The sequence below is a fragment of the Sphingomonas sp. genome (assembly GCF_017304615.1).
Taxonomy (GTDB): domain Bacteria; phylum Pseudomonadota; class Alphaproteobacteria; order Sphingomonadales; family Sphingomonadaceae; genus Sphingomonas.
In genome coordinates this window covers 152286-170886 of sequence record NZ_JAFKLZ010000004.1, presented here as the reverse complement: position 1 = coordinate 170886, position 18601 = coordinate 152286, and the positions used below count along the sequence as shown (strand labels likewise).

The 18601-nt window shown below is 65.2% G+C and carries 21 protein-coding genes and 1 tRNA gene; 16 read left to right on the top strand and 6 right to left on the bottom strand.

Annotated features, from left to right (window positions below):
- The first annotated feature begins 77 nt into the window (after positions 1 to 77).
- The 4 genes from J0J06_RS15665 (at position 78) to dxs (ending at position 4336) form a co-directional block, all read left to right on the top strand.
- Positions 78 to 1100 (top strand): COX15/CtaA family protein, encoded by a 1023-nt coding sequence (locus J0J06_RS15665; protein ID WP_294043642.1) that lies wholly within the window; start codon positions 78 to 80, stop codon positions 1098 to 1100.
- Positions 1101 to 1223: 123 nt separating this feature from the next.
- Entirely contained in the window at positions 1224 to 1703 is a 480-nt protein-coding gene (gene rplM, locus J0J06_RS15660) for a 50S ribosomal protein L13 (protein WP_294043641.1), read from the top strand.
- Positions 1703 to 2251: a 30S ribosomal protein S9 gene (gene rpsI / locus J0J06_RS15655; protein WP_294043640.1), complete on the top strand. Its 549-nt coding sequence runs from the start codon at positions 1703 to 1705 to the stop codon at positions 2249 to 2251. The genes rplM and rpsI overlap by 1 nt, the downstream gene beginning before the upstream one ends.
- 159 nt (positions 2252 to 2410) lie before the next feature.
- Positions 2411 to 4336 (top strand): 1-deoxy-D-xylulose-5-phosphate synthase, encoded by a 1926-nt coding sequence (dxs, locus tag J0J06_RS15650; protein WP_294043639.1) that lies wholly within the window; start codon positions 2411 to 2413, stop codon positions 4334 to 4336.
- 7 nt (positions 4337 to 4343) lie between these two features.
- Here dxs and J0J06_RS15645 read toward each other — a convergent pair whose 3' ends face one another.
- The 3 genes from J0J06_RS15645 to J0J06_RS15635 form a co-directional block, all read right to left on the bottom strand.
- Positions 4344 to 4628, bottom strand: coding sequence for a type II toxin-antitoxin system RelE/ParE family toxin (locus J0J06_RS15645; RefSeq protein ID WP_294043638.1), 285 nt, complete (start codon positions 4626 to 4628; stop codon positions 4344 to 4346).
- The gene (locus J0J06_RS15640; RefSeq protein ID WP_294043637.1) at positions 4618 to 4866 is read right to left on the bottom strand and encodes a type II toxin-antitoxin system Phd/YefM family antitoxin; all 249 of its coding nucleotides are present in this window, start codon (positions 4864 to 4866) and stop codon (positions 4618 to 4620) included. The genes J0J06_RS15645 and J0J06_RS15640 overlap by 11 nt, the downstream gene beginning before the upstream one ends.
- 67 nt (positions 4867 to 4933) lie before the next feature.
- Complete coding sequence (locus J0J06_RS15635; protein ID WP_294043636.1) at positions 4934 to 5605, bottom strand: alpha/beta hydrolase; 672 nt, start codon at positions 5603 to 5605, stop codon at positions 4934 to 4936.
- 180 nt (positions 5606 to 5785) lie between these two features.
- Between J0J06_RS15635 and J0J06_RS15630 the strand changes: the two genes are divergently transcribed.
- The 5 genes from J0J06_RS15630 to J0J06_RS15610 all read left to right on the top strand — a co-directional run bounded on the left by J0J06_RS15630 (position 5786) and on the right by J0J06_RS15610 (position 8824).
- On the top strand, positions 5786 to 6526 hold the full coding sequence (locus J0J06_RS15630; RefSeq protein WP_294043635.1) for a TlyA family RNA methyltransferase: 741 nt from the start codon (positions 5786 to 5788) through the stop codon (positions 6524 to 6526).
- A gap of 41 nt (positions 6527 to 6567) precedes the next feature.
- Entirely contained in the window at positions 6568 to 7119 is a 552-nt protein-coding gene (locus J0J06_RS15625) for a TspO/MBR family protein (RefSeq protein ID WP_294043634.1), read from the top strand.
- Positions 7120 to 7139: 20 nt separating this feature from the next.
- A complete protein-coding gene (locus J0J06_RS15620; protein WP_294043633.1) occupies positions 7140 to 7403 on the top strand; it encodes an accessory factor UbiK family protein in 264 nt (87 codons plus the stop codon).
- Between the two features lie 105 nt (positions 7404 to 7508).
- Entirely contained in the window at positions 7509 to 8015 is a 507-nt protein-coding gene (locus tag J0J06_RS15615; RefSeq protein WP_294043632.1) for a YbjN domain-containing protein, read from the top strand.
- Between the two features lie 44 nt (positions 8016 to 8059).
- Positions 8060 to 8824 (top strand): pyrroline-5-carboxylate reductase dimerization domain-containing protein, encoded by a 765-nt coding sequence (locus J0J06_RS15610; RefSeq protein ID WP_294043746.1) that lies wholly within the window; start codon positions 8060 to 8062, stop codon positions 8822 to 8824.
- A 42-nt stretch (positions 8825 to 8866) separates the two neighbouring features.
- Here the strand turns inward: J0J06_RS15610 and J0J06_RS15605 are convergent, their stop codons facing one another.
- Positions 8867 to 9382, bottom strand: coding sequence for a helix-turn-helix domain-containing protein (locus tag J0J06_RS15605; protein WP_294043631.1), 516 nt, complete (start codon positions 9380 to 9382; stop codon positions 8867 to 8869).
- Positions 9383 to 9461: 79 nt separating this feature from the next.
- Between J0J06_RS15605 and J0J06_RS15600 the strand changes: the two genes are divergently transcribed.
- The 4 genes from J0J06_RS15600 to J0J06_RS15585 all read left to right on the top strand — a co-directional run bounded on the left by J0J06_RS15600 (position 9462) and on the right by J0J06_RS15585 (position 13458).
- Entirely contained in the window at positions 9462 to 10550 is a 1089-nt protein-coding gene (locus tag J0J06_RS15600; protein WP_294043630.1) for a branched-chain amino acid aminotransferase, read from the top strand.
- A gap of 86 nt (positions 10551 to 10636) precedes the next feature.
- Positions 10637 to 10711, top strand: a tRNA-Gln gene (locus J0J06_RS15595).
- A gap of 258 nt (positions 10712 to 10969) precedes the next feature.
- Positions 10970 to 12400, top strand: a complete 1431-nt coding sequence (locus J0J06_RS15590; protein WP_294043629.1) for an NAD-dependent succinate-semialdehyde dehydrogenase — start codon at positions 10970 to 10972, stop codon at positions 12398 to 12400.
- Positions 12397 to 13458, top strand: a complete 1062-nt coding sequence (locus J0J06_RS15585) for an amidohydrolase family protein (protein ID WP_294043628.1) — start codon at positions 12397 to 12399, stop codon at positions 13456 to 13458. The genes J0J06_RS15590 and J0J06_RS15585 overlap by 4 nt, the downstream gene beginning before the upstream one ends.
- A 6-nt stretch (positions 13459 to 13464) precedes the next feature.
- Here J0J06_RS15585 and J0J06_RS15580 read toward each other — a convergent pair whose 3' ends face one another.
- Positions 13465 to 14934 (bottom strand): carotenoid oxygenase family protein, encoded by a 1470-nt coding sequence (locus J0J06_RS15580; protein WP_294043627.1) that lies wholly within the window; start codon positions 14932 to 14934, stop codon positions 13465 to 13467.
- A gap of 85 nt (positions 14935 to 15019) precedes the next feature.
- Here J0J06_RS15580 and mdlC point away from each other — a divergent pair, with 85 nt between their 5' ends.
- Positions 15020 to 16570, top strand: coding sequence for a benzoylformate decarboxylase (gene mdlC / locus J0J06_RS15575; protein WP_294043626.1), 1551 nt, complete (start codon positions 15020 to 15022; stop codon positions 16568 to 16570).
- Between the two features lie 5 nt (positions 16571 to 16575).
- Positions 16576 to 17499, top strand: coding sequence for a 2-dehydropantoate 2-reductase (locus J0J06_RS15570; RefSeq protein WP_294043745.1), 924 nt, complete (start codon positions 16576 to 16578; stop codon positions 17497 to 17499).
- Between the two features lie 8 nt (positions 17500 to 17507).
- Here the strand turns inward: J0J06_RS15570 and J0J06_RS15565 are convergent, their stop codons facing one another.
- Positions 17508 to 17909 carry a MarR family transcriptional regulator gene (locus J0J06_RS15565; protein ID WP_294043625.1) on the bottom strand — a complete coding sequence of 134 codons (402 nt, stop codon included), beginning with the start codon at positions 17907 to 17909 and terminating at the stop codon, positions 17508 to 17510.
- 205 nt (positions 17910 to 18114) lie between these two features.
- Between J0J06_RS15565 and J0J06_RS15560 the strand changes: the two genes are divergently transcribed.
- Complete coding sequence (locus J0J06_RS15560; protein ID WP_294043624.1) at positions 18115 to 18597, top strand: DUF3237 family protein; 483 nt, start codon at positions 18115 to 18117, stop codon at positions 18595 to 18597.
- The last annotated feature ends 4 nt before the right edge of the window (positions 18598 to 18601 follow it).

The following is an 18601-nucleotide window of genomic DNA, read 5'->3' as shown; positions in this document are numbered from 1 at the left end:
CCCAGGGTTACGGGCAGATCGAAAGAGACTCCGGATTCCCGCTTTCGCGGGAATACCGAAGAGTATAGCGGCCTCGTATGACCATCCGTCCCCGCGCCATCGCCAATTGGCTCTACATCGTCGCCGCACTGATCGTCGCGATCGTCGTGGTCGGCGGCGTTACGCGGCTGACCGAATCGGGGCTGTCGATCACCGAGTGGAAGCCGTTGACCGGCATCGTCCCGCCGCTGACCGACGCGCAGTGGCAGGCCGAGTTCGCCAATTACCGCAAGATTCCGCAATATGAGGCGATCAACCACGGCATGACGCTCGCCGGGTTCAAGACGATCTTCTTCTGGGAATATTTCCACCGCTTCCTCGGGCGGATCATCGGGATGGCGTATCTGATCCCGTTCGTGTGGTTCGCCGCGCGGCGGCAGATCCCACGCGGCTATTTCCTGCGGCTGTTCGCGCTGTTCGCGCTGATTTGTCTGCAGGGGACGTTCGGCTGGTTGATGGTGCGGTCGGGGTTGACCCATCGGACCGAAGTGGCGCCGGGCTGGCTCGCGACGCACTTGCTGACGGCGTTGTTCACGCTGGCGGGGATGGTGTGGACGGCGCTCGACCTCAGGCGGCTGGCGCGCGATCCGGGGGCGAGGCCCGCGCGACTGACCGGGTTCGGGCTAGCGGCAGGGGCGATCCTGGCAATCCAGTTGCTTTACGGCGCGCTGATGGCGGGCTTGCGCGCCGGGCGGGTGGCGAACGACTGGCCCCTGATGAACGGGTCGGTGTTTCCCGGCCCGACGCAGAGCGGCGAGTCGATCGGCCATATGCTGTTCGACGATCCGGCGATCGTGCACTTCATCCACCGCTGGTGGGCGTGGGCCGCGGTGGTCATGCTCGTGTGGCTGGCGCGCAAGGTGAAGCCGCTCTATCGCCGTGCTTCGGTCGCGATCCATATCGCGTTCGGGACGCAGATCCTGCTCGGCATCGCGACCGTCATGAGCGACGTGAACGTCACGCTGGCGGGGCTTCACCAACTCGTCGGCGCGCTGCTGGTAATCGCGGTAACGTGGGGCATCCACGTCATCGGCACGCGAGCAACCGATCGGGTATCATAATACCCGTCAGCAAAAGCCCGGTTTTGCTTGACTTGGGCCCAGTTCGATTGCATTTGGCCGCCACGAACGCGGCCCCGCCTGGGGCCGCGCGTTTGTTTTCTACAGCCAAAGAGGTCAACCGCCATGAAGGCGCTGATGAAGACCACCAAGCCGGCGAAGCCGCACGAGGTGGAGAAGAAGTGGCATATCGTCGATGCCGACGGCCTGGTGGTCGGTCGCGCCGCGGTGGTGATCGCCAACGTGCTGCGCGGCAAGCATAAGACCAGCTTCACCCCGCACGTAGATTGCGGTGACAACGTCATCGTCATCAACGCGGACAAGATCCGGTTCACCGGCAAGAAGCTGGCCGACAAGGTCTATTACAAGCACACCGGTTATGCCGGCGGCATCAAGGGGATCACCGCGGGCAAGGTGCTCGAGGGCAAGTTCCCGGAGCGCGTGCTGGAAAAGGCCGTGGAGCGCATGATCCCGCGCGGTCCGCTGGGCCGTCAGCAGATGCGCAACCTGCGCATCTTCGCCGGGTCGGAGCATCCGCACGAAGCTCAGAACCCCGAAGTTTTGGACATCGCGGCGATGAGCCGCAAGAACAAGGTGGGCGCATAATGGCCGACGCCAATAATTCCGACGGGCGCCAGTCCCTCGCTGATCTCGGCGCGATTGCTGCCGGTCAGACTCCCGATGCCGTCGTTGCGAACGCGGATGCGGCGAACAACAGCGGTCCAGCTCCCGAGCCTGCCCCGCTGCGCGAGCAGGAAATCGACGCGCAGGGCCGCGCCTATGCGACTGGCCGCCGTAAGGATGCCGTCGCGCGCGTCTGGCTGAAGCCGGGCACGGGCAAGATCACGATCAACGGCCGTGACCTGGAAGTCTATTTCGCGCGTCCGTCGCTGCGTCTCGTCATCAACCAGGTGTTCGGCGTCGCCGAGCGCGAGGGTCAGTATGACGTTGTCGCGACCGTCAAGGGCGGTGGCCTCTCGGGCCAGGCCGGCGCGGTGAAGCACGGCATCAGCCAGGCGATCACCAAGTACGAGCCGGCGCTGCGCACCCCGGTGAAGCGGGCGGGTTTCCTGACTCGCGACAGCCGCACCGTCGAGCGCAAGAAGTATGGCCGCGCGAAGGCGCGTCGCAGCTTTCAGTTCTCGAAGCGCTAAGAGCGAATGGATTGGCGTCGCCAATCCCGACCCGCTTGCACAGGAAAGAAAGGGCGGCCCCTGGGGCCGCCCTTTTGCTTCTAGGCTGGTCGCGCGCGCCGCGTCGACGCCTTAACGCAGTCAATCGACAGCCGTCGTCGGCTGGGGTAACATCACCCGATGGCTGATCTACCTTCGACGCCGCTGCTCGATACTGTTTCGACGCCTGCCGATCTTCGCAAACTCGATCCCAAACAGCTTCGGCAACTCGCCGACGAACTGCGCGCGGAGACGATAAGCGCGGTTGGCACCACGGGCGGGCATCTCGGGTCGGGGCTCGGCGTGGTCGAACTGACCACCGCAATTCACTATGTCTTCAACACGCCCGACGACCGGCTGATCTGGGACGTCGGTCACCAATGCTATCCGCACAAGATCCTGACCGGGCGGCGCGACCGCATCCGTACCCTGCGTCAGGGCGGCGGGCTGTCGGGCTTCACCAAGCGCAGCGAGAGCGAATACGATCCGTTCGGCGCGGCGCACAGCTCGACCTCGATCTCGGCGGCGCTGGGCTTCGCGATCGCCAACAAGCTGTCGGGCAAACCGGGCAAGGCGATCGCGGTGATCGGCGACGGCGCGATGTCGGCGGGGATGGCGTACGAGGCGATGAACAACGCCGAGGCCGCGGGCAACCGGCTGGTCGTGATCCTCAACGACAACGACATGTCGATCGCACCGCCGGTCGGCGGGCTGTCGGCGTATCTGGCGCGGATGGTGTCGTCGAGCGAGTATCTCGGGCTGCGCAACCTCGCCAAGCGGATCACCGCCAAGATTTCGCGCCGAGTCCATAACGCCGCCCAAAAGGCCGAGGAATTCACGCGCGGCATGGTGACCGGCGGCACGCTGTTCGAAGAACTCGGCTTTTATTATGTCGGGCCGATCGACGGGCACAATCTGGACCATTTGATCCCGGTGCTGGAAAATGTTCGCGACAGCGAGCGCGGGCCTATTCTGGTCCATGTCGTGACCAAGAAGGGCAAGGGCTATGGTCCGGCCGAGGCGGCGTCGGACAAATATCACGGCGTCCAGAAGTTCGACGTCATCACCGGCGCGCAGGCCAAGGCGCCGCCGGGACCGCCCGCCTATCAGAACGTGTTCGCCGACCAGTTGATCAAGGACGCGGACGCCGATCCCCGGATCGTGGCGATTACCGCGGCGATGCCGTCGGGGACAGGGCTCGACCGTTTCGCCAAGGTCTATCCCGACCGCACCTTCGACGTCGGCATTGCCGAACAGCATGCGGTGACCTTCGCGGCGGGGCTGGCGGCGCAGGGCATGCGGCCGTTCTGCGCGATTTATTCGACCTTCCTGCAGCGCGCCTATGACCAGGTCGTCCACGATGTCGCGATCCAGAATTTGCCGGTGCGGTTCGCGATCGATCGCGCTGGCCTCGTCGGTGCCGACGGCGCGACGCATGCCGGCAGTTTCGATGTAACCTATCTGGCGACCCTGCCCAATTTCGTGGTGATGGCGGCGGCGGATGAGGCCGAACTCATCCACATGACCCACACCGCCGCCTTGCACGACAGCGGGCCGATCGCGGTGCGGTATCCGCGCGGCAACGGCACCGGGGTCGCGCTGCCCGAGGTCGCGGAGCGACTGGCGATCGGCAAGGGGCGCATCGTCCGCGAGGGCAAGAAGGTCGCTATCCTGTCGCTCGGCACGCGGCGGGCGGAGGCGCTGAAGGCGGCCGACGCGCTCGACGCGAAGGGCTTGTCCACGACCGTCGCGGACCTGCGTTTCGCCAAGCCGCTCGACGAGGAACTGATCCGCAAGCTGCTGACCACCCACGAAGTCGCGGTGACGATCGAGGAAGGCTCGGTCGGCGGCCTCGGCGCGCACGTCTTGACGCTCGCGAGCGACACCGGCCTGATCGACGCGGGGCTGAAGCTCCGCACGCTGCGCTTGCCCGACACGTTCCAGGACCAGGACAAGCCCGAGGTTCAGTACGCGGAGGCGGGGCTCGACGCGGATGCGATCGTGGAGACGGTGCTGAAGGCGCTGCGGCATAATGCCGCGGGCGTCGTGGAGGGCGCGCGGGCTTGAGCGAAATTCAGGTCCGTTTCGCAGCCGCCTTATACACCGCGTTGCGCTCTCGCTTGCCGACGGCCACCACCACGACCGTGATCGTGGTGTCATCGACACGATAGACCAGCCGGAATCCCGCGGCACGAAGCTTGATCTTGTAGCAATCGTCGAGGCCCGACAGGGCATCAGCGGGTACCCGCGGGTCGAGAAGGCGGTCGGCTAGTTTCTTCTTAAACTGCTCACGAACCGTCGCGCCGAGCTTGCGCCATTCTTTCAGCGCGCTTGGCAGAAACGCGAGGTCATAGGTCATCGAGGGAGATCGGCACCGGCGTCTCCCCAGAGCGCGTCCGTACGATCGCCGCGAGTTCGGCGTCTTCGAGCCGTTCGACCAATGCTTCCCAGGCCTTTGCCGGAATGAGGTACGCCGACGGCTTGTTGCGGTTCAGGATCGCCACGGGAAAGCCCTCCGCAGCGGCGATGGCGGCGGAGGGATTCTTCTTGAAATCGCTGATGCTGATGCTGGCATCGGCGAGAAGCGGATCGACCATGGCTCGTCCTGACCTGTTCCGAGACCTAATTAAAGGTCATCTCGTGCCAAATCAAGGAGCCGCGTCGTCACCGCCCCAAATAATACTCTTGCGCCGCGTCGGTCGCGTTGATCGCGAGCACGCTGCGCGCCTCGCTGGGGGTGAGCGCGTGGCCTGAGCGGTCGCCCGACGCCGCGATCACGCGGTCGAGCAGGCGGCGGCCTTCTTCCCACCAGCCGATGCCGCTGGCCGCGTTGAGATGGCCCTGCGCGCCGGCGTCGACGAAATGGCTGCCCCAGAACGACGCGAGGCTGCGCGCGCTGCCGATGTCGATCCACGGGTCGTCGGTCGACGCGACGAGGATCGACGGGAAAGGAAGGGCCTTGCGCGGTGTCGGCGCGAAGCCCTTCAGTTCGGTCGCAGCGTCGGCGCGGTCGGCGTCAGCGGGTGCGACGAGCAGTGCGCCGGCCACCGGCCAGCCATAAGGCTGCGGGCTCATCTCCGCCCACCACGCGACCGCCAGGCAACCGAGCGAGTGCGCCGCGAGGATTACGGGGGCTTGCGCCTGGCGGACGGCTTGGTCGATCTTCGTCACCCAGGTGTTGCGGTGCGGGGCGTTCCACAGGCCGAGTTCGACTCGGTGCGTGTCGGGCCGCGCCTTCTCCCACAAGGTCTGCCAATGACTTGGTCCCGATCCGCCGAGGCCGGGAACCGTGAGAATCGTCGGGAGCGTACCGTCGGGATGCGTGAACAGACCCATATCGTGCCTCCACCAAGCGTGGTGGGAAGAAGGCGGCGGGGCGCTCTAGGGGACGACCGCGCAGCTTTTTTCACCCTCTCCCCAACGCCGAATGCAATTCCTAGTTCATAGATAGGAATAGACTCTGCGACGAATCGAATGCCGGTTGCGCCAGTCGGATTTCGGGGCCACTGCCGCCTCATGGCAAAGGTGCGCGCCGACCAGTTGATCGCCGATCGCGGGCTGGCGGAAAGCCGGACGCGAGCGCAGGCGCTGATCATGGCGGGGCTGGCGTTCGCGGGCGACCGCAAGATCGAAAAGCCGGGCCAGATGCTGGCCGAGGATGCGGCGGTCGAGGTCAAGGGCCGCGACCATCCCTGGGTCTCGCGCGGGGGAATCAAGCTGGCGCACGGTCTGGATCATTTCGGCTGGGACGTGACGGGCGCGGTGGCGATCGACGTGGGGTCGTCGACCGGCGGTTTCACCGACGTGCTGCTCACGCGCGGGGCGGCGCGAGTCTATGCGGTCGACAGCGGGACCAACCAGCTGGCGTGGAAACTGCGCCAGGACGAGCGAGTCGTCGTCCACGAACAGACCAGCGCGCGCGTGCTGACCGACGCGCATATCCCCGAACCCGTCGACCTGATCGTGTGCGATGCGAGCTTCATCGGCCTGGCGAAGGTGCTGGAGACGCCGATTCGCTTCGCTCGGCGGCCGGGCGCGCGGCTGCTCGCGTTGATCAAGCCGCAGTTCGAGGCGGGCCGCGACGAGGTCGGCAAGGGCGGCGTGGTGCGCGATCCCGCCGTGCACGAACGCGTATGTCGAGAGGTCGCCGACTGGCTGGCGGGTAGCGGCTGGGCGGTCACCGGCGTGACGCAGAGCCCGATTACCGGCCCCGAGGGCAATATAGAGTTCCTGATCGGAGCAACGTTAACCGCCTAGACCGCTTGCGTTCGCACGCGGGCACCGCAACAAGGACGAACATGGAACTCGCGACCAAGGGACAATTACGCTGGGCCTTCCTGCGCTGGGCGATGGTGACGGTGCCACTGATCGTACTGCTCGGCTTCGCATCGAGCCGGCTGGTGCCATCGGGAGAGCAGAACGTCTGGTATGCGGCGCTCGCCAAGCCCGCCTTTAATCCGCCTGGCTGGGTATTCCCGATCGCGTGGACCGCGCTGTATATCTTGATGGGGCTGGCGTTGGCGATGATCCTCAACGCGCGTGGATCGCGCTATCGCGGGCTCGCGATCGCGTTGTTCGGCTTGCAGATGGTGTTCAACCTCGCTTGGACCCCGGTCTTTTTTGGCGCACACCAAGTGTTCGCGGCATTCCTGATCATCGTCGCGATGTTCGTCTCCGCGCTCGTCGCCACCTTAGTGTTCGGTCGCATCCGCACGGCGGCGGCGTGGCTGATGGTGCCGTATCTGGCCTGGCTGTGCTTCGCGGGGATGCTCAACTGGAGTATCATGCAGCTCAACCCGAATGCCGAGGCGCTTGTGCCGTCGTCGTCGGATGCCCAGATGACGATCTGATTTTTTCGAAGGAAGTTGCGATGCAGTCCGAAAACCGCCTGTTCGACGATGTGGTGAAGTTCGTGAACGGCGCCGCCGGCACGCTGGCCGGGATGGGCCGCGAGGCCGAAGCCGCGACGCGGGAGCGTGCGCGCGAATGGATCGGCGGGCTCGATTTCGTCAGCCGCGAGGAGTTCGAAGCGGTCAAGGCGATGGCCGCCGCCGCGCGCGACGAGAATGAAGCGCTGAAAGCGCGGCTCGATAAGCTTGAGGCCGGCGCCGCGAAGCCGAAGCCCAAAGCCTGATGTTCACAGGGGCCTAACCGATTTTCCACAGCTTTCTCCACGGCCGTCGTTGCGTGGCTGGCCGCGCGCGCGCAGAATCGCCCGCAATGAACTGCGAGACCCACGATGCTCGATGAAAACGATCTGTCGCGTGAGGACGCGGCGCCGATCGATATGATCGAGAACTACTACGCCGCGCATGGCTGGGACCATCAGCGCCACGACGACGAGGTGGTCGCGACGGTCAAGGGAAGCTGGACGCAATACGAGCTCCGCGCGTTGTGGCGCGAGGAGGACAGCGTGCTGCAGTTCCTCGCTTTCCCTGACATCCGCGTCACCGACGATGAGCGTCGCGGCGCGATCTACGAAGCGATCGGGCTGATCAACGAACAACTCTGGATTGGCCATTTCGAATTGTGGTCGTCAAGCGGGATCGTGCTGTATCGCCATGCCGCGGTGATCGACGGCACCGACGGCGGCACGCTCAGCCTGGAAAACGCCGAACTGCTGATCGAATCGGCGATCGACGAGTGCGAACGCTTCTACCCCGTGTTCCAATTCGTCCTGTGGGGCGGCAAGACGCCCAAGGAAGCGCTCGCCGCGTCGATGACGGAGACGCAGGGCGAGGCGTGAGCATCGCGGTTCCCAAACGCCTGTGGCTGATCGGCTGCGGCAACATGGCGGGCGCGATGCTGGAGTGTTGGATCGAGAGCGGCGTCGTTGCCGCCAACACGGTCGATGTCGTCAATCGTCATGATCGTACGCTGCCCGGCCATGTTCGCCAAGCGCGAACCTTGCCCGACGGGCCGCCACCCGACCTCGTGATGCTCGGCATGAAGCCGCAGCAACTCGACGAGATCGTTGTGACGCACGGTGCGGTGATCGCGCAGGCGCCGTTGCTGGTGTCGATCCTAGCTGGGGTCGAGGAAACGACGCTCGCCGAGCGGTTTCCCGGCCCCGCGATCGTGCGGGCGATGCCGAACCTACCCGTTGCGCTAGGCAAGGGCGTGGTCGTGTTGCACGGCAAGGCCGCGCCGCAATCGGCGAAGGACGCGGTCGCCGCGCTGATGGCGCCGCTCGGACTGGTCGAATGGACCGATGACGAGGCGATGTACGGTGCGATGGGCACACTCGAAGGGTGCGGCCCGGCGTTCCTGTTCCGCTTCATCGACGCGCTGGCGGCGGCGGGCGAGGCGCTCGGCATTCCCGGCGATCAGGCCGCGCGGCTGGCGCTGGCGACGGTCGATGGCGCGGCGGCGATGGCGGCGTCGTCGGATGCATCGCCCGCGAAGCTGGCCGATCGGGTCGCCAGCCCGGGCGGATCGACGCGGCAGGGCCTGAACGTGCTCGACCGCGACGACGCGCTGGTAAAGCTGATGACCGAAACGCTCGCCGCCGCCGAGCGTCGCGGCCGCGAAATGGCGGCGGAAGCGAAGCGTTAAGACCGTTTGCGCGCTCGCGTTATGGGCGTTCGCGCGTTTGCGCTACGGGCGCTCGCCCGGGGGCACCGAATTTTCGCGCCACGAATGGATACGTGCGCGTTCCGCGTCGGGAATCAGTCCTTCGAGCACCGCCCAGAATCCACTCACCGCTTGCTGCCCCGCCTGAACATAAGCGTTCGCCATCAGGTCGCGGCTGGCATTGAACAACTCCATATCGAGCGCGTACCCTTGATCGGTGAGGCGCAGTAGCCGCTGACGCCGGTCGCGATCGCCGACGCGTGCCTGGACCAGCTTGCGCTCCTCCAACTCGGTCAGCACGCGGCCGAGCGATTGCTTCGTCACGCCCAGGATCGCGAGCAATTCGCTGACCGAAATGTCGGGATGGCGACCTATGAAATACAACGCGCGGTGGTGAGCACGTCCGATGCTGTTCGCGCCGAGCCGGTCATCGATCATGCGCGTCACGCGGCTATAAGCGAAGAACAACAGTTCGCTGCCGCGCCGGATTTCGTTTTCGCGAAGGAATTGGGCCGAAGCGGTAGGGGTTGTGGCAGTCATGTTGACCGGTTCTGCCATCGCAATCACCGTCCCGCAAGCCTTGGACGCACCGATTTTCCCGCGCTATGGGACGGGAACCATGACCATCGCCACCACCTTTCCACTGAGCCCCACCGCTTCGCCAACCCCCGCCGATGTCCGCATCGAGCGGATGGCCGATCCCGGTTTCGGCCGCGTGTTCACCGATCACATGGCGGTCGCGCACTATAACGCGACGGACGGCTGGCACGATCTTGCAATCGCGCCGCGCCAGCCGCTGACGGTCGATCCGGCTTGCGCAGTCCTGCACTATGCGCAGGAGATTTTCGAAGGACTCAAAGCGTATCGCACAGCCGACGGCGGCACCGTCCTGTTTCGGCCGGGAGCCAATGCGCGGCGTTTTGCCGCGTCGGCGCGGCGGCTGGCAATGCCCGAACTGCCCGAGGAACTGTTCGTCGAATCGTGCCGTGCGCTCGTCGAAAGCGAAATCGACTGGATCCCGACGAGCGACGGCGGCGCGCTTTACCTGCGCCCGTTCATGATCGCGAGCGAGACGTTCCTGGGCGTCAAGCCGTCGTCCGATTACATCTACATGGTCCTCGCCTCCTCGGTCGGCGCGTATTTCAAGGGCGGACCCAAAGCAGTGACGATCTGGGCGTCGGAGAATTACACCCGCGCCGCGCCGGGCGGGACGGGGGCGGCGAAGTGCGGCGGCAATTACGCCGCCAGCCTCGCCGCGCAGTCCGAGGCGATCGCCAAAGGGTGCGATCAGGTCGTGTTCCTCGACGCGGTCGAGCGCAAATATGTCGAGGAACTCGGCGGTATGAACGTGTTCTTCGTGTTCGACGACGGATCGATTTCGACCCCGCCGCTCAGCGACACGATCCTCGCCGGGATCACGCGCGATTCGCTGATCGCACTGGCGCGCGACCGTGGGATCACGGTACGCGAGGAACGCTATTCGCTCGACGACTGGCGCGCCGATGCCGCCAGCGGCCGGCTGACCGAGGCGTTCGCCTGTGGCACCGCGGCGGTGGTGACGCCGATCGGCGCGGTCAAGGCGACGTCGGGCGACTTCACGATCGGGTCGGGCGGACCGGGGCAGTTAAGCACGTCGCTCCGCGCCGCTCTGGTCGCGGTGCAGACCGGCGCAGCGCCCGACACGCATGGCTGGCTGCAACGCCTCTAAAGGGTTGGCAGGCGGGCAAGCGCCGCTATAAGCGCGCCTTCCCGCCCAACCGGCACGCGTAGACGCGCCGGGCCGGCACGGCACGCTGGGGCGTCGCCAAGTGGTAAGGCAGCGGCTTTTGGTGCCGCCATTCCCAGGTTCGAATCCTGGCGCCCCAGCCAGCCCGCCAGCGCAACAGTTAAGAATGGAGCGGGCCCGGGGCGGCGCGTTCCCGAAGACATTTTTCAGCTGTGCGTCGAGACCCGTATCCTCGTCTTCGACGTATAAAACGGCAGCGGGTAACGATCGGCGCTATCCCAGCCACAGGCCGGACGCCGGGCGGCAAATTGTATGCCTTCCATACAGATTGCTTCCGCGTTATCGTTTTGTGGATCGTTGCCTTTCATCGCAACGGCGCTGGCTGCGGAGGGGAGTAAAAAGTGGATCGTTTCCCCGATCTCTACCTGTACATCGACGGCGAACGGATCGCAGGGGGTGCGCGGCGAACGTTCCCGGTCGTAAATCCAGCGAATGGCGACGTGCTTGGCGAACTACCGCTCGCCGAGGCCGCCGATCTCGATCTTGCGCTGGACGCGGCCGCTCGCAGTTACCGCGAATGGCGTCATTCCACGCCCCATCTGCGCGCCAGCGTTCTCAACGGCGCGGCCAGATTGCTTCACGAGCGTGCCGATACGCTCGCTCGTGTCATGACGCTCGAGCAAGGCAAGACGCTCGCGGAAGCCCGGATCGAGGTGGCAATGGTGGCGGGGCTGTTCGCGTTTTATGCCGGCGAATGCCATCGCATCTATGGGCGCGCCTTGGTGCGCGGGCCGGAACAGCGTTCGATCGTTACGCATGAGCCAGTCGGACCTGTCGCGGCCTTCGCACCCTGGAATTTCCCCGCGGGCAATCCAGGAAGGAAACTCGGCGCGCCGATCGCGGCCGGCTGTTCGGTGATCCTCAAGGCGGCCGAGGAAACTCCGGCATCGGCGTTGGGGGTTCTGCAATGTCTGATCGACGCGGGTTTGCCCCCGGGGGTCGCGCAGGCGGTGTTCGGTGTGCCGGACGAGGTTTCGCGCCATCTTCTTGCCTCGCCGGTGATCCGCAAGCTGAGCTTCACCGGATCGACCACGGTCGGCAGGCATCTGATCAAGCTCGCCGCCGAGGACCTGAAGCGCACCACGATGGAACTCGGCGGACACGGACCGGTGCTCGTGTTCGACGATGCCGATGTCGATCGCGCGCTCGATACGATGGCGGCGTCCAAATGGCGCAACGCAGGGCAAGTCTGCGTGTCGCCGACGCGCTACATCGTGCAGCAGGACGTATTCGCCCGCTTTCGCGACGGCTTTGTCGAACGCGCGCGGAGTCTTCGGGTGGGCGACGGACTCGATCCGCAATCGCAGATGGGCCCCATGGCGAATGCGCGGCGTCCGGAGGCGATGGAGCGGCTGATCGCGGACGCGGTCGCGCGGGGCGGCAGGCTCGACGCGGGCGGCCAGCGAATCGGCAATCAGGGATTCTTCTTCGCGCCAACCGTGCTGAGCGAAGTGCCGACCGAGGCTGAGGTGATGAACGAGGAGCCGTTCGGCCCGGTCGCGATCATCAATCCGTACCGCGATGAGGCGGAGATGCTCGCCGAGGCGAACCGGCTGCCCTATGGGCTCGCCGCCTACCTCTGGACCGCGGACGCGACGCGGCAGAAGCGGGTCGCGCGCGAGCTCGAAGCGGGAATGGTCGGCGTCAACACGTCGATGATCGGCGGCGCGGACTCGCCATTCGGCGGCGTCAAATGGTCCGGACATGGCAGCGAGGACGGCCCCGAGGGCCTCCAGGCGTGTCTCATTACAAAGGCGGTACACGAAGCATGACTCACGCCCTCGAAACCGGCGGCAGCCGCGGCTATCTGCGCATCGCGACCGAGGAAGCCTTCGCCACGCGCGAACAGATCGACGGCCTTCTGCGGCTGATCCGCGAAGGGCGAGCGGACAAGGGGACGACCTCGCTGTGGGGCTTTTACGGCCAGTCCCCGTCGGAGCGGGCAATGACCATCATGGAACGGCTGGTCGATCTCGACGACCGCCGGATCGCCGATATGGATGCGGCCGGGATCGACGTCGCGGTGCTCGCACTGACGTCACCGGGCGGCCAGCCGTTCGACGCGGAAGAGGCGAAGGGCATCGTCACGCGGGCCAACGATCAATTGGCCGCTGCTGTGGAACGGCACCCGAAGCGCTATGTCGGCCTGGCCAGCATCGCCCCGCAAGATCCGGACTGGTCGGCCGCGGAAATCCGGCGTGGTAAGGACGAACTCGGCTTTAAGGGCGTGATGGTCAACAGCCACACCCAGGGCCGCTATCTCGACGAGCCTTTCTTCGATCCAATCTTCCGCGCGCTCGCCGACACGGGACAGCCGCTTTACATCCATCCGCAATCGCCCCCGGATTCGATGATCGATCCACTGCTGGAGGCGGGGCTGGACGGGGCGATCTTCGGTTTCGGAGTCGAGACGGGGATGCACCTGCTTCGATTGATGACGATTGGCATCTTCGATCGGTATCCCGATCTGCAGATCATCGTCGGCCATGGCGGCGAGGCGTTGCCCTATTGGCTGTTCCGGCTGAATTTCATGCATCAGGCCGGGGTGCGATCGGGCCGCTACGAGCGGATGAAGCCGCTGAAGAAGGATCTAATCGCGTGCATGCGCGAGAATGTGATCGCCACGACCAGCGGCCTGCCTTGGGAGCCGGCGATCAAGCTGTGCATCGACGTGATGGGCGAGGATCGCGTGATGTACGCGATGGACTACCCCTATCAGTATGTGGCGAACGAAGTGCGTACGCACGACAATCTCGACGTGCCGCTGGCGGTGCTGCGCAAGCTGATGCAGACCAATGCGGAGCGGGTGTTCGGATTCAAGGCGGGCTGAGCGACGTCAGGCGGCCTCGGCAGCGAGCCAGTTGCCGTGGAGGCCAAAGCGCATCCGCACCGGGATTCGCGCGCTGGCGATCGGACCCCTGGCGATCTCGGTCGCGTCGAACAGCAGCAGGTCGCTGGCGCGTTCCTCCAGCCGGTTGCAGATCTGGACGATCCATCCGTCGCCCTCCGGCGCGTCGGGACCGCGCGGGATGAAGCAGGGTTCCTGCAGGCTGGAGACTGGGCCGCACCACCAGCTCTGCTCGGTGCCGGTGTTGTGGTCGATCAGGCCCAGCGTGTTCATCACTGCGCCGCCCGCGCTGCCGCCCTTCAACTCGACCGGCTTGGTGGGGTCGATAACCAGCAGCCAACCGTAGCGGTAGGGCAAGCCCTGGTAGCGATCGTCGATCCGCGGAAATTCACCAGCCATGTTGGTCAAGCGGGTCCGGCTTTCGAATTCGTCGCTGTTGGATGCCATGTCGACGGTCCAGCGCGTCAGGAAGCTGGCCGATTCCGCCGGGTTAAAGGGCGCGCCGTGCACGTCGGGAAAGAAGGGGAACATGTTGTTCTTCGCGACCGGCGTGTCGAAATGGATGCGATCGCCGTCCTGAAAGGCGTTCATCACGTGGCTGGCGAAACAATTTTCCGTCGTGAACCAGCGAATGTCCGTCGCGGTCGCGCCTTCGCGCCGCGGCAGCACGCCGAGATGGACGGGCAGCGTGGTGTCGAACCCGAAATGCGGCTTGCCCTCCGCCAGCCTTTCCCAGCTGCTGACGATCGGGACGACGTGGAATAGCGCATAATCGCGCGTGATCGCGAAGTCGTGCATCATGCAGTAATAGGGATTCTCAAACCAGATCTCGCGCTTGAGCGTCCCGTTGGGCGCCACCTCGTAATAGGTCATGTCGCGCGTGCAGATGCCCTTCGAGGCATAGCCGAAGCCGATCATGTCGCCGGTTTCCGGATCGACCTTGGGGTGTGCGGTAAAGGTCTCGCCCGTCATGCGCCGGCCCGTATCGCCGCCGAAATCGGTATAGCCGAATGTCTCCAGCGTATCCGGATCCATCACCAGGGCCGGGCTGTCTTCCTTCAGGGCATAGAGCCTGCCGCCGTGGAGGAAAGCGTTGGTGTTGGCGGTGCCGCGGATCGTGCCCTTGGCGGCCGGATCGTCGGTCAGCGGGTTGCGGTAGGCGCCGAACAACGACCGGCCGGCAGCATGTTCGAGCTTCCATTTGTCGGTCCGCGCCCAGCGCTGGCGGAAATGGACGCGGCCATCCTCGAAATGGAAACGGGCAATCATGCCGTCGCCGTTGAACGGAATGTCGTTGCCGAGCAGCGGCGGAAACTGCGGGTCGGGCTGGACGCGATAAAAGGTGCCGCGGATTTCGGACGGAATCGTGCCCTCTACCGCAAGGTCGAACACATCGGCCTCGACCCTGGAGGGGGCGTTGAATCCGGTGAAGGCCGGGGTGTCGGGAAAGCTGCTCATTCGGACCTCGCTGATGTGCGCCGACAAACGCCGTTGCAGATCAACATATCTAGCATGTATTGATAAATCAACTAAAGTGCGGCCCATGAGCACGGTTCGCGCCATTGCCATCGACTTGCTGCGCAGCTTGGGAATGACTCGGATATTCGGGAATCCGGGGTCGACAGAACTGCCGTTGTTCCGGGATTTCCCCGCGGACTTCGAGTATATGCTCGGACTGCAGGAGGCGAGCGTGGTGGCCATGGCGGATGGCTATGCCCAGGCGACGGGCAACGCGGCTTTCGTCAATCTGCACAGCTCGGCCGGGGTCGGCCATGCGCTCGGCAACGTTTTCACCGCATTCAGAAATAGGACGCCGCTGGTCGTGACGGCGGGGCAACAGGCGCGATCGATCCTGCCGTTCGAGCCCTTTCTTTATGCCGAACGGCCGACCGAATTTCCCCGCCCCTTCGTCAAATGGTCCTGCGAACCGGCGCGCGCCGCCGACGTGCCGCTGGCAATCGCGCGTGCCTATCGAACCGCGATGACGCCACCGTTCGGCCCCTGTTTCGTCTCGGTCCCGGTCGATGACTGGGACCGACCCGGCGAAGCAGTGGCAGGGCGCAGCTTTGCCGTGCGCAATCCGGGCGATCCGGCAGCCCTCGCGCGGCTCGCGCACGAACTCGGCGCGGCGGAAAGCCCGGCGCTGGTGCTCGGCGCCGGCGTTGCGCGCGCCCAGGGGTGGGACGAAGCGATCGCGCTGGCCGAGGGGCAGCGAGCCGCCGTCCACGTCGCGCCGTTCGCCGCCCGTAATGTCTTTCCCGAAGACCATCGGCTGTTCCAGGGGTTCCTGCCGGCAAGCCGGGGCGAAATCGTCGCCCGCCTGGCAAAGCATGATCTGGTCGTGGCTGTTGGCGGACCCCTCAATCTTTACCATACCGAAGCCGATGGACCGCATCTGCCGGCGGACACGGCGCTGTGGATCATCGATGACGACCCGGCGGTCCTCAGCTGTGCGCCGGGTGGCAACGCGATCGTCGCGGACAGCGGCATGGCGCTTGCCTTTCTTGCCGGCGCAGGCCCTTCGTTGCGAAAACCTTTGCCGCCGCTGGAGAACCCCGAGCCCGCGCCCGCGGAAATGAGCGATGCGCTGGTCATGGCGCGAATCGCGGCGTTGCGTACCCCCGACGCCATTGTAGTGGAGGAGGCGCCGTCGAGCCGGCCGGCCATGCAGCGATGGCTCCCGATGCTCCGCCCCGACACGTTCTACACGACCGCGGGCGGTGGACTGGGTTACGGCTTGCCTGCAGCAGTGGGGGTGGCGATGGGGCGGCCGGGCGCACGCGTTATCGCTTTGCTCGGCGACGGCTCGGCAATGTATTCGATCCAGGCTCTGTTCAGCGCCAGCCGGGCGCGAGTGCCGGTCAGCGTGATCGTGATCGCCAATCGTCGCTACGAAGCGCTCGAGCATTTCGGCCGCCATTTCGGGCTGGACCAAGTCGAGGGCACCGATCTTTCGGGGCTGGATTTCGTCGCGATCGGCAAGGGACATGGGGTGCCGTCGCGTCGCGCCACGACGCCCGAAGAACTCGACGCTGCTTTGACCTGGTCGTTCTCGGAACCCGGACCGACCCTGGTCGAGGTCCTCGTTCCTTGAGTCGCGTGCGATCGGTCGCGATCATCGGCGCGGGTGCGATGGGCTGCCTGTTTGCCGCGCGGCTGAGCGAAGCGGGCGCCGACGTTACCGTGGTGGATGTCGATGAAGACCGGCTCGCCGCGCTCGCCGCCCAAGGTATCGCGTTCACTGATGACGGCGGCAGCCGCACGGTGCGTGTCAGAGCGGCGCGCGCAGTGGACGTCCCCGGACCCGTCGATCTGGTAATCCTCTTCACCAAGGCGATGCATAGCGCAGGCGCGCTTGCGTCGGTGGCGCATCTGCGACGCTTCCGACCCATCGCGCTGACGCTGCAAAACGGGATCGGCAATGCCGAATTGCTGGCGGACGCGTTCGACGCCGCCCGCGTGTTAATGGGCACCGCGGTCATTCCAGCGGATCTGACCGATGCCCGTTCGGTCAGCACCAGCGGTTTCGCCAGTCTGCAGATCGGGACATTCGACGGCACCGACCGCGATCATTTTGCGGCAGTCGCCGATTTGCTCGCTCGGGCCCGCTTCGCGGTGCACCGGCACCCGCAAGTCGCCGTGGCGATGTGGGAGAAGCTGGCGTTCAACGCTGCGCTGAATGCCGTCGGGATGATCTGTCAGGTGACGAACGCAGGGATCGACAACCAACCGGGACGTCGAATCGCCAGCGCCGTCGTCGATGAAACCGCTTCTGTCGCTGCCGCCAAAGGCCTCGCGCTCGATCGCGACGCCGTGCTTGCGCAGATCGACGCTGCGTTGCGCGAGCATGGCGGCCACAAGGCGTCGATGCTACAGGACAGGGAAGCGCGGCGGCGCAGCGAAATCGAAGCGATCAACGGCGCCATCGCCGCGGAAGGCGGACGAGCGGGCGTGCCGACGCCGGTCTGCGACACGCTTAGCGATCTGGTCCGGATCATCGAAGCCAGCATCGGGTTGGCCTGATCGCGGTATTAAAGGTCGAACATTTCGGGTGCGCTAAGCACGATCCGCCCGGTGATCTTCTCCAGGCCCGCGTCGAGCGCGACACGCTCTTCGGAGTTCAGGTCGGTCAACCATTGCTCATAGAACTTCCCGCGCTCTCCGCGGACGCTCGCGTGGATCGCGCGACCTTCGGTGGTCAGCGAAACCAGACTGCTCTTGCGGTTGCGCGGATTGCTTTCGCGGTGAACCAGTCCACGCTCCTCCAGCGCCGCAATCGCACGGCTCACTTCCGCGCGGTCCGAATAGGCGGCGCTCGCCACTTCCGCGGCGCTGCATTTGCCCATCATCTCAACATGCGTCAGCACGCGCCATTGCGCGAGCGTCAGTTCGGCTGTGTCGCGAACGTGCTGCGCAGTGACCCGATCGATCATCTTGGACAGCAATAATATGCGGTAGGGGATTTGCGACGGTCCGAATACGAACCTCTTTGGATTCGGCTCTTCAAGAGGTGCGGCCGCGCGCGATCTGATGCTGTTCATCCTGCCCTTCTAATTCCCCCGGCCCGATCTGTCTCGACTATGCAGCTGTTGGCAGTAGATGTTGACAAATCAACTATATCCGCTTCTACCCTAATCCATGAGCGGACAACATCCTTTTACGCCAGGCCTCAGCCATGCCTTCACCATCTCGATCGTCCTGTCCAAGCCATATTGGGTGAAACCTGCCGTGCGGGGCGACATGCGGGCGGCAATCTACGCCGCGGAAGGGGTAGTTGAAGGCCCCCGGCTGAACGGGCGCGTCGTACCGATGTCGGGCGGTGACTTTCCGCTGTCGCGTCCCAACGGCGTGATAGATTTCGACGCGCGATACTTGCTGGAGGCGGATGACGGCGCAATCATCTACCTGGAAAATCGCGGGTATCGCTGGGCGCGCAGTCCGGAGATCGCCGAAAAGATGCGCCGCAACGAACCAGTCGAGTTCGGCGACTATTATATGCGCGTAACCCCGCGTTTCGACGCGCCCGCCGGCCCTCACGAATGGCTGTCTCAGCATGTGTTTGTCGGCGTCGCGGAAAAGACGCCTGGCGCCAACCGGATCCATTATTTCGTCGTGGAATAGGGGG